The 15485-nt window shown below is 42.1% G+C and carries 14 protein-coding genes; 4 read left to right on the forward strand and 10 right to left on the reverse strand.

The window, feature by feature from the left end; translation table 11 throughout:
* The first annotated feature begins 14 nt into the window (after window positions 1–14).
* Window positions 15–242: a hypothetical protein gene (locus V7L01_RS14060; RefSeq protein WP_335035676.1), complete on the forward strand. Its 228-nt coding sequence runs from the start codon at window positions 15–17 to the stop codon at window positions 240–242.
* 6 nt (window positions 243–248) lie between these two features.
* Here V7L01_RS14060 and V7L01_RS14065 read toward each other — a convergent pair whose 3' ends face one another.
* Window positions 249–674 (reverse strand): heavy metal-responsive transcriptional regulator, encoded by a 426-nt coding sequence (locus V7L01_RS14065; RefSeq protein ID WP_335035678.1) that lies wholly within the window; start codon window positions 672–674, stop codon window positions 249–251.
* A gap of 345 nt (window positions 675–1019) precedes the next feature.
* Between V7L01_RS14065 and V7L01_RS14070 the strand changes: the two genes are divergently transcribed.
* Window positions 1020–2108, forward strand: a complete 1089-nt coding sequence (locus V7L01_RS14070) for an aromatic ring-hydroxylating dioxygenase subunit alpha (RefSeq protein ID WP_335035680.1) — start codon at window positions 1020–1022, stop codon at window positions 2106–2108.
* A 423-nt stretch (window positions 2109–2531) separates the two neighbouring features.
* Here the strand turns inward: V7L01_RS14070 and V7L01_RS14075 are convergent, their stop codons facing one another.
* A complete protein-coding gene (locus tag V7L01_RS14075) occupies window positions 2532–2666 on the reverse strand; it encodes a hypothetical protein (protein WP_335035682.1) in 135 nt (44 codons plus the stop codon).
* A gap of 134 nt (window positions 2667–2800) precedes the next feature.
* On the opposite strand from V7L01_RS14075, the gene V7L01_RS14080 reads away from it, so the two are divergent.
* Window positions 2801–3244, forward strand: a complete 444-nt coding sequence (locus V7L01_RS14080; RefSeq protein WP_335035684.1) for a HEAT repeat domain-containing protein — start codon at window positions 2801–2803, stop codon at window positions 3242–3244.
* 192 nt (window positions 3245–3436) lie between these two features.
* Here V7L01_RS14080 and V7L01_RS14085 read toward each other — a convergent pair whose 3' ends face one another.
* Both V7L01_RS14085 and V7L01_RS14090 read right to left on the reverse strand, forming a co-directional pair.
* Window positions 3437–4111 carry a hypothetical protein gene (locus tag V7L01_RS14085; RefSeq protein WP_335035686.1) on the reverse strand — a complete coding sequence of 225 codons (675 nt, stop codon included), beginning with the start codon at window positions 4109–4111 and terminating at the stop codon, window positions 3437–3439.
* A gap of 94 nt (window positions 4112–4205) precedes the next feature.
* Window positions 4206–6206 carry a heavy metal translocating P-type ATPase gene (locus V7L01_RS14090; protein ID WP_335035688.1) on the reverse strand — a complete coding sequence of 667 codons (2001 nt, stop codon included), beginning with the start codon at window positions 6204–6206 and terminating at the stop codon, window positions 4206–4208.
* Between the two features lie 717 nt (window positions 6207–6923).
* Between V7L01_RS14090 and V7L01_RS14095 the strand changes: the two genes are divergently transcribed.
* Complete coding sequence (locus V7L01_RS14095) at window positions 6924–7304, forward strand: hypothetical protein (RefSeq protein WP_335035689.1); 381 nt, start codon at window positions 6924–6926, stop codon at window positions 7302–7304.
* Window positions 7305–7665: 361 nt separating this feature from the next.
* On the opposite strand, the gene V7L01_RS14100 is transcribed toward V7L01_RS14095, so the two are convergent.
* The 6 genes from V7L01_RS14100 to V7L01_RS14125 all read right to left on the reverse strand — a co-directional run bounded on the left by V7L01_RS14100 (window position 7666) and on the right by V7L01_RS14125 (window position 15365).
* Window positions 7666–10374 carry a DEAD/DEAH box helicase gene (locus tag V7L01_RS14100; protein ID WP_335035691.1) on the reverse strand — a complete coding sequence of 903 codons (2709 nt, stop codon included), beginning with the start codon at window positions 10372–10374 and terminating at the stop codon, window positions 7666–7668.
* A gap of 134 nt (window positions 10375–10508) precedes the next feature.
* The gene (gene proC, locus V7L01_RS14105) at window positions 10509–11327 is read right to left on the reverse strand and encodes a pyrroline-5-carboxylate reductase (RefSeq protein WP_335035693.1); all 819 of its coding nucleotides are present in this window, start codon (window positions 11325–11327) and stop codon (window positions 10509–10511) included.
* Between the two features lie 106 nt (window positions 11328–11433).
* Window positions 11434–12042, reverse strand: a complete 609-nt coding sequence (locus tag V7L01_RS14110; RefSeq protein WP_335035695.1) for a cell division protein SepF — start codon at window positions 12040–12042, stop codon at window positions 11434–11436.
* Between the two features lie 383 nt (window positions 12043–12425).
* Entirely contained in the window at window positions 12426–13094 is a 669-nt protein-coding gene (locus V7L01_RS14115; protein ID WP_335035696.1) for a YggS family pyridoxal phosphate-dependent enzyme, read from the reverse strand.
* Entirely contained in the window at window positions 13091–13369 is a 279-nt protein-coding gene (gene pipX / locus V7L01_RS14120) for a transcriptional coactivator PipX (protein WP_109010971.1), read from the reverse strand. Before pipX ends, V7L01_RS14115 begins: the two co-directional genes overlap by 4 nt.
* Before the next feature lie 481 nt (window positions 13370–13850).
* Window positions 13851–15365, reverse strand: a complete 1515-nt coding sequence (locus tag V7L01_RS14125) for an anthranilate synthase component I (RefSeq protein ID WP_335035698.1) — start codon at window positions 15363–15365, stop codon at window positions 13851–13853.
* Window positions 15366–15485: the final 120 nt, after the last annotated feature.

Here is a 15485-nt window from a genome sequence, read left to right on the forward strand (position 1 = left end):
AGGTAATTTAGGAAATGTTCAGTCAAAAAACGCTTTGGGGAAGCCTTACAGCTTTAGTGCTGCTCGCTGGAACATCAGGCGTAGCATTAGCAGAAATGCCAGCCCACTCGTCAGAGCAAACCAGCCAATTTCATAGTATTGAGCAACCTTTGGGCTTGAAAGTTGGGGTTGCGATCGCAGGTTTAGCTTTAATTGGACTAGAGTTGTGGTGGTTTCTTCTCTATAAAAGTCCTGATTCCTGATTAGTGTCAATGCTGAGAGGTGTTTTGAATAATCGGACAAATTGTCTCCTCATGGTGATCGCTGATATTCTTCCAGCCTGAAAGTAATCCTTTGATTTCAGAGCGTAAAGTTAACAGCTGATCGATTTGGCGATCGATCTGCAAGACCTTCTCTTCAAGTTTTTCTTTGATTTCACCACAAGGAGTTTGCCCTTGGTCATAAACTTGAAGAATACTTCCAATCTCTTCTAGGCTAAGACCAAGATTTTGTGCCCTTTTAATGAATGCTAGACGAGTTAGCACATCCAATGAAAACTGGCGAAAGCCTCCCTCTGTTCGTCTTAATGAATTGATTAAACCTAAACTCTCGTAATAACGAATTGTCCTGATGGGTATTCCAGTTAAATCTGTTACCTGACCAATTAAAAGCAGTTTTTTATCTTGAGTTAACATGGTAGATTTTCCCAACTCTTGTAATTATTATTACATATTTTGCTAAATATCAAGTGGTTTGAGAGTTCAGCAAAATATTATCATCAGTATTGGAACTTTTTATCTAGTTAGAGATTTTACTAAGTTGTAAATTTTAAATTATCTATTATAAATGGATATTTGTGATTTAGCTGATATTAAATCGGCATAATTTTGACATTTTTATAACATTTTTTCAAGATTTTACCTGATGATTTTTATCTATTTATTTGGTAGCTGTTTCTCATGGTACTGAAAGTAACTGTTTTTTTGAAGTTCCCATGTTACTTCTAGATCAACTGCTTCACTTCAAGTGAAACCATAAAAATGAATCTCAACTCGCAGACTTTTAGCTCAATCCGTAAACCTAAAATTTTCAATAATCCAGAGCGTTTTATTGAGGGATGGTATTGGGTAATACCCTCTCAAAATCTGCGGGTGGGTGAAGTAAAACCTGTCACGATTTTGGGTAGAGAATTAGTAATTTACCGTGGGAAAGATAAAAGAATAGTTACCTTAGATGCCTACTGTCCACACATGGGCGCTCACCTTGCTGAAGGCAAAGTTGAGGGTAATGCACTACGTTGTTTTTTCCATCACTGGAAGTTTGATGCTGAGGGGATGTGTATTGATATCCCATGTTTAGATACGCCGCCTTCCCTAAAGTTACAAACTTGGCCCACTGCTGAAAAATATGGGATGATTTGGGTTTGGACTGGCGAAATACCACAGCAACCTCTACCTTTTGTTCCAGAGTTAGAACAAAAAGAGTGTGATGTCGCCATCCATTCCCACTTCTTGCTGAACTGTCATCCCAATGTGGTGATGATTAATGCAATTGATGCTCAACACCTCAATACAGTTCACCAATTGCCACTAGAAATTATTTTTGAAAGACAAGAACTGAACGAGAATGCAATTATCTTCAGTAATACTACACCGATCAAAGACAATTTCTTCTTGATTAAGCTCATCCGTATTTTCTACAAAAATGTCATAACTTACAGTATTTGCTATTGGTACGGTAGCATTGGCATTGTGACACTTGGCCCTGATTTCTTTCATGTCCACATGATGGTTGCAGTTCGCCTCTACGAAGGGGGAAAAACTGAAGGTCAAGTTCTATTGATGACTAAAAAACGTAAAGGAGTTTTTGGTTGGTTATGCAATCGAGTTGTGCTATGGCTGACTAAGATTGCGGCTAAGTACTTTCTCATGGGTGACATCAAGATTCTTCAAACAATTCAGTTTGATTTGAAAACTCCCATCAAAGCAGATCACTCAATTATGCAGTTTATTAACCATGTTGAAAAACAGCAATCCCTAATGTGGGGGACTTGGCAAGAAGGGCGATCGCGCGATTTAGAGAGCAAGCCTAAGCGAGAGAGATGGCAAGATACAATGAGTAATGACTAACATCATGTCTATATGACCAGAATTGCGTCAGACTGCTGGTCATTTAAATGGGCACAAATTATACCATTCTCAACAATGCTTGCAAAAAATGAATCGGCTGTAGGGGCCTACAGCTGTGCGCCCCTAAAAATGTAGGTATAGCAGATATTTTGTCAAATGGTATAACAATTAATAAAGGTTAAAAGTTGAACGAAATTACTTTTAACTTTTAATTTATTTTTTACTGGACTACCAGATAAATAAAAAGAAGTGGCAAAGCCACTTCCTAATTCCCAGGTAGAACCTAAGTCATGAGTATAACCACTACAAAAATTTGAAATAGTATAAACAAACACCAATTAACTTAATATCTCTATTTTCCTTGTTTCTAGGTGAGTAAATTCTGATTTACATGCACCAAATAACTGTATATTTACATAAGTCTTATGATTGCAATGCAGACTCAAGTTTATCAAGTTCAGCGCTAATATGTGCTAGTTTTATCTGTTCATCAAGAAGCTGCTGTTCTAATTGAAACTTAACTGCCGTAGCAGCCTCAATAGCTACAGCTTTCCTCATCTGCTTTAACTTCTCGCTGCGGATGTCAAATTCTGCCTGAAGTGCGTCTAGCTTTTATTGCGATCGCACTGTAAAAATGCCATTATTTACACAGATTTAGGATATTGGTTACAAGGTAATTTTTATGAAAACCAATGAGCAACCAGCAAGAGCAAGACAATATTAATTTTTTAATTAAACAATTAGACACAAGTCAGGATAACTCAGTTCTCAAACAGGTTGCTGAACGTTTGGGGTTTTTGGGTGCTGGTAATGCAGATGTAATTAATGCCTTAATTGAGCTAGTATGCACCACACAAGATGAACCTACGCGCTGGGTAGGAATTCAAAGCTTAGGCAAAATTGGTACTGATAACAATGATGTTATTCAAACACTAATTAAGCAACTCAGTACTGTTCAGCCACCTACCCGTAGGGTAATAGCACAGAACCTAGCGAAAATTGCTGTTTGTAACGAACAGGCAATTACGACTCTGGCTAACCTAGCACGTAGCAGCTCTGATGAAGTAACTCGCGAGCCATTGCTTATACCTTGGGGTACATCGGTAAAGGTAGCCAAGATGCAATTCAAACTTTGATTTATTTAATACACAATAGTTCTTATGATTATGCTCGCCAAACTTCACTTCTGGGGATAAACATTCTTCATCATAATTTTCAATAAATATTTCTATTCGTTTTTGACTCTATTCTCTAATACGGTTTTCCCAGTGAGTTTTTTTCATTATTTGTAATACTTTCAGAAAGCTAAACTGATGTTTAACATACCACTACTCACTTGAATTCAATACAACGATAATTTCTGCTAACTTAATTCCCAAAGGTTTCCAGTGAGGATTGCTGGAAGAAAAAGTACTATCCCCAGACACCGATTGGTAGTCATTGGGGAACTTTTCAGAAGCATTGGGAGCCGTATCTACTCGTAGAATGAGTTTGCCTTGATAACGGGATAATTTACTACTATCCAACAAAATAGTACCGCCGTAGTCCCACTCCAATCCATAAAGTTTAAAATCACCTAATTTCTTGCGTAATTCGCTCAAAGGGGTTCCCACCCCAATACCTTCGCGGGTTTTCCAAGCTGAACCCAGGTTACGCACATCTAAAGGTTTGGTACGAGTATTATCACTCCAAACTACCAAGAGCGATCGCCCCTGATTTAGATTTACCTGAGTAGCTGCAAAACTACCTATTCCTTCAGCACCAGAGATAGTTTTATCAACGAGGTGGGATGCACCAAAAAGCTTGACTAAATCTCGCTTGGTGGTTTTCCGTGTTATCGGCCCCACTCTTTCCCCAGGAACAATCAAGATATCTTTTGACGCTTGCGTAGCAACAGTAACTGGATGATTGATTTTCTGGGGTAGTGCAAAGGCTGGGTTTGCTGAATAGTTTAGCAATAAAGCTAAAGTAGCTGTAACAATACCTTTAATTGATGAATTCATGGGTTCTATTTTGGTTAGTAGAATATGAGTTAGAAGTGCTCATAATTTAACTACTACAAATTACCAATTAAAGATTCCCGATTTTCCAATAACTTTATTTCATCGCTCTAGTTGCGTTTAAAATTGCCAGCATTGCTACTCCGACATCAGCAAACACAGCTTCCCACATTGTCGCTATCCCAAAAATACCCAATCCAATAAATAAACCTTTAATTGCTAAAGCAAATCCAATATTTTGCCAAACAATTTTACGAGTTTTTCTGGCGATTTGGATTGCTTCTGCCACTTTCGATGGTGCATCTGTCATGATGACAATATCGGCAGTTTCGATCGCTGCATCTGAGCCTAATCCACCCATTGCTATGCCAACATCTGCTCTAGCAATCACTGGCGCATCATTAATTCCATCCCCAACAAAGGCAACTTTACCATGCTTGCCAGCGGTGCTGAGTAACTTCTCAATGGCATTAACTTTTTCTTCGGGTAATAATTCTGCTTCATAAGTATCTATGCCTAGCTGTTCAGCAATGTGGGAAGCGATCGCTTGATTATCTCCTGTCAACATTACTGTTCTCTCTACACCCATTCGCTTGAGTGCTTGAATAGCAAGTCTCGCATCTTCTTTCAGTTCATCAGCAATCACAATATATCCAGCGTAAATATCATCCACTGCTAGATGAATAACTGTTCCCTCTAACTGGCAATTATTATGAGCAATCTTCTCTCTGTGGAGTAGGCGATCGCTTCCTGCTATGACTATCCTATTTCCAATCTTGGCTCTAATTCCATAACCTGCGATCTCTTCATAATCTCTCACCTCAAATTCATCTATTTTTCCATCATAAGCCTTACGGATAGATTGAGCGATGGGATGATTTGAGTGCGATTCTACTTTGGCAGCTAGTTGCAATAATTCTTGTTCGTTAAAGCCATTCTCCGGTACTATTTTTGCTACTTTGAATACTCCTTTAGTTAATGTCCCAGTTTTATCAAAAACAACTGTATTGACTGCGTTTAAAGTATCTAAAAAAGTAGAGCCTTTAACCAAAATGCCACGTTTAGCTGCACCTCCCACACCTCCAAAGTAACCTAAGGGAATACTGATAACGAGTCCACACGGACACGAGATAACTAGTAAAATTAGGGCGCGATAAATCCATTCGGAAGAAGTTGCACCAGAAATGAATAAAGGAGGTAATATTGCAACTGCTAGAGATGTAAAAACCACGATTGGCGTATAATATCTGGCAAATTTAGTAATAAATTTTTCTGTTTCTGCTTTTTTACTTTTAGCATTTTGCACCAAGTCTAAAATCTTGGCAATGGAAGATTCATCAAAAAGTTTTGTTACTCTAATGCTGAGAACACCTATTTTATTGATCGTTCCAGCCAGAACTGTTTCTCCAATTTTTACTGTTCGCGGTACAGATTCTCCAGTTAATGCAGATGTATCAACTTGCGAACTCCCATCTATAATTTCGCCATCTAAAGGAATTTTTTCTCCGGGTTTAACAATGATAATATCCCCAATATTCACTGTTTCTGGCGATACTTTTTTGAGTTCTCCTTCTATTTGGATGTTGGCATAGTCTGGACGGACTTCCAATAATGCTTTGATGGAATTACGAGAACGGCTAACGGCAATATCTTGGAACAATTCTCCAATTTTATAAAATAACATGACTCCGACAGCTTCGGGTAATTTATGAATTGCGATCGCCCCTAGTGTCGCTACTGTCATCAAAAAGGTTTCATCAAATATTCTACCTTTGAGTATATTACGCCCAGCAGTTTTTAAAACACTCCATCCACTTAATAAATAGGCAGGGATAAAAAGCAGATATTCACCTATTGAATAAAGCGTATTGTGTAATTGATTTTCAAAAATTACACCAGGCCCATATAAACTTAAAATCGCAACCAAAGGCAATAGTTCATTTTTCAGATTAAATTCTCCACCGTGGTCGTGATTGTGGTCATGGTCATGGTTATGATTCTCATCACGATCGCGATTGTGAACATGGTTATGATTCTCGTGTCGGTCGTGTTCGCAATTGGAACAACCTGAAGATTCTGAATGTACTTTTTGCTTCATTTTTTCTGTGTAGGCTATAAAATTACTCGATACATTAGCCTTTTTACCAATGTAATAAAAAAAATAAATTTTTACAAGTTAATAATTTAAGAATGAGAATCTATATCAATTTTGTTGTTAAATATTTATCCTCTTTTTTAGTTAAAAGTAAAATTTATAATCTTGTAAAAATAGCTATAGCTGTTATCAATTCTATGGAACGATCTAAGATATAACTTTTGTTTGTAGTAAGCGATTTATCGCTCTGAATAAGATTTTAAAGGGCTAGAGCCACTAACCCTTATCCTGAAGGAGACGCTGCATGTAAGGGTAAAAGGTGACGCTCGAACGCGAATAGCGTGTCGTAGGCTTACATCCTACAACGGGCGTCTCCCCTTCTCTACGAGACGTTATGCGAAGGGAGAAGACCGCGCTAACTCACTACGAGCTTTAATTTAATTAAGGTCTTATACTTACATCAAGCAAACAATCACTATGGTTAGAAATATACGACGGATTTAAATTTTGTGAAATACACAACTTCGGGCTAAAAACCAGACATCAAGCCTGTTTGATTGCTCAATTCTGCTGTAGCAACTAATTTGCCATCGAACTGGGTAGATATGGAACTTTCTTGGGTAACAAGTGTCAAGCTAGCTATTCTTAGGGAAAATCCACTTGAAGTTTGAAATTGAATCGAATACCCTAAGCTAGTAGACAATTTTCTCAAGGAAATTTATGAACAAAAAAATTCTTCTGAATTTGCTTTCCACTTCCTCAATCTTTGTGTCGATGATGTCTACGCTGGTAGCATTTCATCCTGCTCATGCTAGTGGTAGTATTACACAGCGATTACTGCACACACAAGACGGTCGTACCTGTATCACTAACCCACATGGTGGAAAAGATTTTGTGTGCATTCGAGATTCAGAGAGGACGAAACCGTATACCTCTACACGTTCTTCAACCATTGTCACATCAGTATCCGATCGGAATGTTGCCATGTTGAATTTTACTGATGAGGAAAGCGATGCTGCAATTAGAGTATTTGGCTGCGACTGTCCATTATGTGTAAATTCTTTGCGTCAGTTGCGCGGTACTGGAAACTTGGTGTACTAAGATTGAATAGCGCTTGTAGCGACTATAACTTCTGTTAGATACGCGTGATTAATCACGTATAGAAGATATACGAAACCAAAAAAGCATTTTTAACTACGTACCACTACTATTATTTGGTCAAATCTAAATTCATTGTTGCGGCATGTAAGGGCAATTCATGAACTAGCCCATACCTGAAAATCAGGGTTTAGGCTATTGTTTGCCTAACACGATGTCCGGGCAATTAAAGATACATACCCGGAACCCCACCCAGCTAAAGCCCAGTGGGGTTCTTTTATTATGAGTATGGGTAGATATCAGTGGTGAAAGAAGAAGACGGCGAGAAATTATCAAAGACTCTCTTTGGGTAAGAGCGTCCTGTTTATTCAACCACTTCATTCACAGGGAATCTATCAATCAACTGCATCGCCCGATGGGCATTGCGTTGAAAAGAATCTGGCAAATGGGGAACGTGGGGTATTTGCGATAATAAATCCAACGTCCGGCGTAAAATTCTCACCACATCGCCTTCATCTAAGGTGGTGTTTTCGCAGAGTTCTATCCACTCCATTCCTAGCGCCCATTGTTCCACGATCGCAATTAACTTGTTCTCTGGTTCCTGTTCCTTTTTCTCTGTTCCCTGTTCCAACCATATAGGCAAAGCTACGTTATACCGCCGTTGTACTTGGAACATTTGGCGGCGAATTCCCTGCAATTTTTTCAAGGCTTCTGTCACTTCATTACTAAGCTTAAAGTAAACCTTGCTATCTGGACGGGGCGTTTCCATCACCAAAGCTGCTACTGCTGCTGCTAAATGCTGCGGATCTAAGTTACCCAATTCACCACTAGCAAATACTAAACCCAGCCACAATTCATTCTCGCCTCGAATGGCGGCAGCAATTCGCCCTAATACTGTGGGGACTAAGTTATCCAAAGCGCCAAAGTGTTGCAGAATTAAGATTAAATTGAGAAACTCTTCCCAATGACGTTGTGACTGTTGCTCTACTTGTCCTTGTAACTGTTCGAGTTCGGCTTCTAGTTCGACATAGCGGGCGCGGCGCTTAAAAAGCGTGGCAGCATTGCCTGATTGATGTAGGGGATGAGCTTCTAATTGCTCTTGGACGGCGGTAGTGCGACTGAGTTGTTCTGCTACTTCTGGTGCCAGATGCAAAGATTCTACCGGATTGGGAATACGCACAGCGATCGCAAAGCTTTCTTCATTGCCACGGCGCGATTGTCCTGGCTTCAAAGGCATCTCTGGCGGTGGCAGTATATCTGGTGGCACCTCAATTCGCGGCAGTTCGGCATACAAATCGACTACATCCCCTGTCGTTGCCACATACCAGCGGTTATCGTGCCCCAAGCATACCAAGTAAGGAGCTTGACCAGAACCCGGCGATTTCCCCACTAAAACTGCGGTTACGGGTGAAGACACTGTGATGTTTTTGCCTTTGAGACTCAACAGAGTTCCTGACACTGCAAAGCCCAACATCATCCCCAATTCTTCTTGTCTGTCTTCCTGCGCTTGCTCTTGCAGGGTTTTCAATATCTGGCGTTCCACTTTTAAGCGTTGCCGCAATTTCTCATAAACAGCCAGTTCATTTTCATCAACTGCGGCAATTTGCTCGTGAAGTTGAGCTAATTGGGTTTGTAGTTCGGCAATCTCATCGTATTCTGGTCTTAAATGCAAGGTGGCCATGTACTGCCCAAAGCTGCGTTCTATCAGTTCCCTGGTTTGCTCTAGGGTGTGCGTTTGCAGCAAGTTGAGTACCATGCCATAACTGGGCGTAAACTGGCTTACAAGGGGGTCTGGCTTGGATGTTCCCAAATACGCCGCTTCTTTGGCTCCTTCAAAGGGAGTTTGGACTGTCACTACATAACCTTGTTTATCCATCCCCCGCCGGCCTGCCCGTCCCGCCATTTGCAAGAATTCGGAAGCGTTCAACAGGCGGTGCCCAGTGTCGGTACGCTTGGAAAGGGTGGAAATTACCGTTGTCCGGGCGGGCATATTAATTCCCGCTGCCAGTGTCTCAGTGGCGAATACTACTTTAATCAGCCCTTGCTGAAATAGTTCTTCTACCAATGCTTTCCAAGCAGGTAAAATCCCAGCGTGGTGGGCGGCAATTCCTCGGTACAGAGGTGCAATTTGTCCAGAACGCCCTGCTTCGGGATTGCGGGCTAAAAAGTCATCAATCTGTTCCCGTAAAATTTGAGACTCTTCACTATTTACCAGCCATAAATCTCCCACTTCTGCCACTGCTTTATCACATCCCCGGCGGCTGAAAATAAAGTAAATCGCTGGCAGCATATCCCGTTGCTCTAACTGGCTCAAGGTAAAAATTATACCCGGAGCTTCAGGTCTACCACTTCTCCCCCTGTCTCTTTCTCCCCCTTTTCCCTTCTTTTTCTGAAGGCGGGGGTTGATTTTGGTTTTGCTATCATTCAGCAGGGGAAACAACCCTTTGGGATTGCAAAAGTGAAATTCCAAGGGGACTGGGCGGAAATCAGAGTAAATTAGGTCAGTTGGGCCGTGAACGCGATTTAGCCAATCGGTGAGTTGATCGCTGTTGGCAACCGTTGCTGAAAGGGCTGCCAATTGCACTTCACGGGGACAATAGATGATTGATTCTTCCCAAACTGTACCGCGCTGGCGATCGTTCATGTAGTGGCACTCATCAAGTATCACCGCTTCAACGTCTACCAATGAGATGCCAACTTGCCCAATGGGTGTGCCATAGAGCATATTTCGGAAAATTTCTGTGGTCATCACCAAAATCGGTGCATCCCTGTTAATGGAAGCATCTCCAGTTAACAGTCCGACTCGATCGAACCCGAATTTTTCTCGAAAGTCACGTAATTTTTGATTCGACAGCGCCTTTAAAGGAGTAGTGTAAAATACACGTTTTCCTCGCGCTAGGGCGCGATAAATAGCGTATTCTCCTACTAATGTTTTGCCCGAACCTGTGGGGGCACATACGACTACGGAGCGTCCCGCGTTTAGGGACGCGATCGCTTCTTTTTGAAACTGATCCAGCTCAAAGGGAAATATAGACCCTAAGTCAAGTTCTGGAGACGGTGCAGGATAATTCACTCAATCACATTTGCAACCAGATTGTTTACTATACTAACGAGTCTTTTGTCAACTTCGTTAATAGTCATTTGTCATTTGTCATTTGTCATTAGTTTTTCACAAATGACCAATGACAAATGACTAATGACTCTTTATTATTTTCCCAGTTCTTGCGATCGCTCTGTGGCAGCTTTTACTGCTTCAATCAAAGCTGAACGAAATCCTGCCTGTTCTAGCTTGGCAATCCCCGCAATGGTTGTACCACCGGGGCTGGTAACGCGATCTTTGAGTTCTGCTGGGTGCATTTTGGTTTCTTGCAACAGTTTCGCTGTTCCCAATACGGTTTGCAAGGCTAGTTGATTGGCAATTATTCTGGGTAAACCTGCGGCTACTCCGCCATCAGCAAGTGCTTCTACCAACAGCGCCACGTAAGCCGGTCCGCTACCAGATAGCCCTGTGACTGCATCCATCAGCCCTTCTGGCACTTCCACTACTTCTCCCACAGCAGAAAAAACTTGCTGTGCTATTTGGCGGTGCTTGAGGCTGGTGTATGCACCCGAACAAATCGCGGTAATTCCCGCTCCCACGGTTGCTGGGGTGTTGGGCATTGCTCTGATAACTGGCAATTGCACAAATGCAGCTTCTAGCTGGCTTAAAGGTACACCTGCCAAGATGGAAACGATCAGCGGTGAGTGTTCTGTATTAAGAATATCAATATTTGCTAATTCTTGAGCGATCGCGCTAAACACCTGCGGTTTCACTGCCAAAAAGACAACTTCTTTTGCTTGAGTGAAAACCTCGCTATTATCTGTCGTCACAGCAACATCGTATTGCTGTTTTAAAGAATCTAAGCGTGAAGATAGCGGTTCGCTAACTATGACTTCTGATGATTGATAAATTCCACGCATGATAAGGCGGGATAAGAGTGCTTCTCCCATTACCCCACCACCAATTAAGCCAAATTTTATAGTCATTGATCGTTAGTCATTAGCCATTCATCATTTGTCATTAGTCATTTGTCACTCTTATCAAAACCCAGGACAAATGACAAAAGACAAATGACTAACAACTAATTTAACTTTATTGTTGTGCCATCCGGTTAGTTTCGTTACCCCAGGTTTGATTTGCAGAACCTGTAGGACGAGAGGGACGTGCTGGGGGTTGTGGTACTTCATGAAGAACGCCACCTTGGGTGCTAACTTGGACACAGCTTGGCGTAAACAAAAAGATGCTCTCACCAATGCGCTCTTGATGTCCATCTAGTGCGTAAGTACCACCTGCGACAAAATCTACTGCTCGTTGAGCTTGATCTGGGTCCATGATTGTCAGATTTAATACCACTGACTTGCGTTCTCGCAACGCTTGAATTGCCTGGGGCATTTCTTCAAAGGTGCGTGGTTCGAGTACTAAAACTTCTGAAATTCCGTTAATTGCTCCTGGCATACCAATCACATTCCCCATTGGCTTTGAACCTACTGCTATATCATCTCCCATTGTAGGCACTGGTTCCCGCCAGCGTCGGTTTTGAGCCGCAGTGCTCTCTTGCGCTGCTGCTGCTGGTTGGGGATTTTCTTGCTGATAGAGATTTTGGTAATTATTATCTCTATCTGGCTCTTCTTCGTAATATTCGTATTCCACTTGCTCATTTAGACCCACAAAGTCTCTGAGTTTGGAAAATATATTGTTCATTGTGTGTGTACTCTCCTGATGCGAATAGCCGATTTTGACTTGGCTTAGGATTGATTGAGCTAGGAGTGATGACTAGGGCACAGAACTACGCTACATCGGTGGATACTTCAGCAAGTCTCTTGCTATTTGTAGCGTATACTACGAGTTTTGGCGACGATCTGACACTTCTTGGAAGGTCTATGCATCGCCTAAACATAATAATGAGTCAAGATTATATCCTAAGGTTTGTCCGAAGGAAAGTTCTTTATACCCCATTTTCCCTTGACGATTGCTCTTGTCAATACTATATCCTTTGTTTCCAATTGCACCAGTCTGTTAAAAAAATATTGTCATCAAATCCCGATCTCTATTAATACTAAAGAGCAAGGTTGATGACTAATAGGCTAAGAGCGATCGCCAAACAATATAGTTCCTAATCGCACCATCGTTGCGCCTGCTTGCACTGCCAGTTCGTAGTCGCCTGACATACCCATAGATAAGTGCTGCATTTTAATGTGCGACCAGTTTTGCTCCTGGATTTCTTTTGCCAGATCGCGATTGAGATTAAATACATTCAAAATTTCCGGATCGGTTAATCCTGAAGGCGGAATTGTCATCAAACCTTGAATTTGTAAATTTTTGTATTGATTGAGTGTGGGTAAATCAGCCAACAATTCTGGCACACTCCAACCAGATTTAGTGGGATCGGGGAGAATTTTCACTTGCAGGCAAACCTGGGGACTCACTCCTAGCTGTTGCGCCAATTGATCTAAGCGCTGTGCCAGCTTCAAATTATCCACGGAGTGAATCCAATGGAATTGTTCGATGGCTTTTTTGGCTTTATTGCTTTGCAAATGTCCAATAAAGTGCCAGGTAATATCCGGTAAGTCTTGTAACTCGGCTTGTTTGCTGGCGGCTTCTTGGATACGACTCTCCCCAAAATCACGAATTCCTGCGGCATAGGCAGACCGAATGGCCTGGACAGAAACTTGCTTGCTAACAGCAATCAATTTGACTGAAGTTGGCAGTGAGGAGCACATTGTAACAATACGTTCGGAAATCGAACTATTCATTGGAAGGTGCGTTGGAAAACACTCTGAAGCTGATCGTACTCCTGAGATTGTCCACTGCGCCGCAGGGTACGTAAGCGATTTTCCAACATCATTCTCGCCTCAGTACGACCTAGAGACTGGAATTTAACACCTTTAACGTCATTTGCGACCAAAAAAAATAAGCGCTGGGCATAAAGTGTGGTGAACAAATCCTGGTTCTCATCAACCATACAGATTTTGTAGAGTAAACCCCAAGTTGGATGGTTTATGTAAGTTTCTGCGTTTTCTGGATTCATTTAAGAGTCAAGGTGTAGTCAAGGTGGGAGTATGTATATCTTTTCGCAGTGAATTCCAAACATTCAGACGATAATACCAACATTCGTCAGAATATTTGCTTAAAATGCAAAACTGCGGTTACGAAGACCTTGATCTAGTTCCTAATGGGCAGATGAAGCTAGTGGTAGTGAGGCGAAGTGGTACAACAGAAGCCGCGAAGCATAGATTTAGAGAGTAGAGGCTGTTCGATAAACATCACCATCTGCTGTGGTGACTTCAATTTCCTAATGTGTAGAGACAAAGCACAAAACAAACAGTTCTGAGCCTCTTGCCGAAAGTTCAGCGTGGCAAGGAAAAACACCCTTTGAAATTCCCAACGGCAACAGCGAACTTTTCAACTTCTTTCCATACTGCCACAACTATCGCTGAATGGCGCAAAATTTGAATTGGGGAGTTGGGAGTGGAAAGAAAACTATTCCCTATTTTTTGTACCCTATACCCTTATTGGGGATTCAGCATTTTCAGCGCTGCCAGTTGTGCCTGAGCTTTGTGCAGAGATTCATACCATTCTCTCTCAGGATCGCTGTCTGCGACAATTCCCGCGCCAACTTGTCCCCAGACGATGTTAAGTCTTGAGCCGGCAGATGAGGTAGTATTTTCTTCCCCTGCTCTCCCTGCTTCCCCTGCCCCTCTACCTTCTTGAGACGCAGGAGCTAGTAGCAGGGTGCGGATTAAGATATTTAAATCTAAATTACCGCGCCAATCTAAATAGCCACAGGAACCGTAAAACAAGCTGCGCCGCACGGGTTCTAATTCTTCAATAATTTCCATGCAACGGACTTTGGGACAACCTGTGATTGTGCCACCTGGGAACGTGGCACGAATCAAATCAATGGTGGTGTATTCGCCTTTTAAAGTACCTTTGATGTTGCTGACAAGATGCATCACATGGCTATATCGCTCAATTGTTAGCAATTCGTCAACAGTAACCGTTCCCCATTCACAAACTCGCCCTAAATCATTGCGTTCCAAATCCACCAGCATGATGTGTTCTGCACGTTCTTTGGTGTTGCTGAGTAAATCTTGTGCCAGTTGCATATCTTGTTCTGGTGTAGCGCCGCGCGATCGCGTCCCGGCGATCGGTCTGGTTTCGGCTTGTCGATTTTGCAACAGCACCAATCGTTCCGGCGAACAACTGATCGCTTCTCCCCAAGGCGTCTGCCAATAGCTGGCAAAAGGAGAAGGATTGATTTTATGCAAGGCTTGGTAAATTTCCCAGCCAGAAGCCGATGTAGAGGCTTGAAATCGCAACGAAAGATTTGTCTGAAAGATGTCTCCAGCTTGAATATATTTTTTCGCCTGGTTTACAGCCGTTTCATAATCTGCCTGAGATGTGAGAAACACAGGAGGCGAAGAGGACGCGGGGAAATTACTTGGTGTGTCTTCTGGCTCATATTTATTTGCTAACTTCACCTGTAATTCATCGAGTTCACTTGCATCACTGGCGGCTAGCCAAAGAATTTGTTGCGCGTGATCCAAAACGGCAAAACAATCTGGTTCATACCAAAAAGCTATAGGAAATGGTAGGGGATCAATTTTATAACGGGGTAGCTGTTCAATTTCCCATGCCACATCGTAGCCTAGCCAACCCAACCAACCGCCGGTAAAGGGGAGATGGGGAGATGGGGGAGTAGGGGAGGCAGGGGGAGCAGGGGAAGAAAATACTACCTCATCCTTCCGATCTCGCCCTACAGCTTGCTGTAACAATTTTTCTAGGAAGGGAAAAACTTTTCCTACTTCTGGTGTCCACATCTGGGGGATGCCATCGAGTATGCGAGGAGCGCCTGCACAGATAGAATATCGGCTGAGTTGGGGACGATCGATTGGTGTTGGGTAGGGACTTTCCAGTAAGGTAGCAATTCCCGGTGCGACGGTGGGGCGAAAAAGAGCAGCAAAAACTTCCGAACCTGTGCGCTTTTCTAAGGGTAGCGATCGCCAATACCAAGGCTTGGTCATACTGTTTATAAATATTGTCAATAATTAGTTGACAGTTTTAGCAGTGAGTACAAATAACTACGACTACTGAACGCTGACAAAATACAATTACTTATTACCTATTACCATTTTCTCGGTGCA

The organism is Nostoc sp., from assembly GCF_036917095.1.
Classification (GTDB): Bacteria; Cyanobacteriota; Cyanobacteriia; order Cyanobacteriales; family Nostocaceae; genus Nostoc.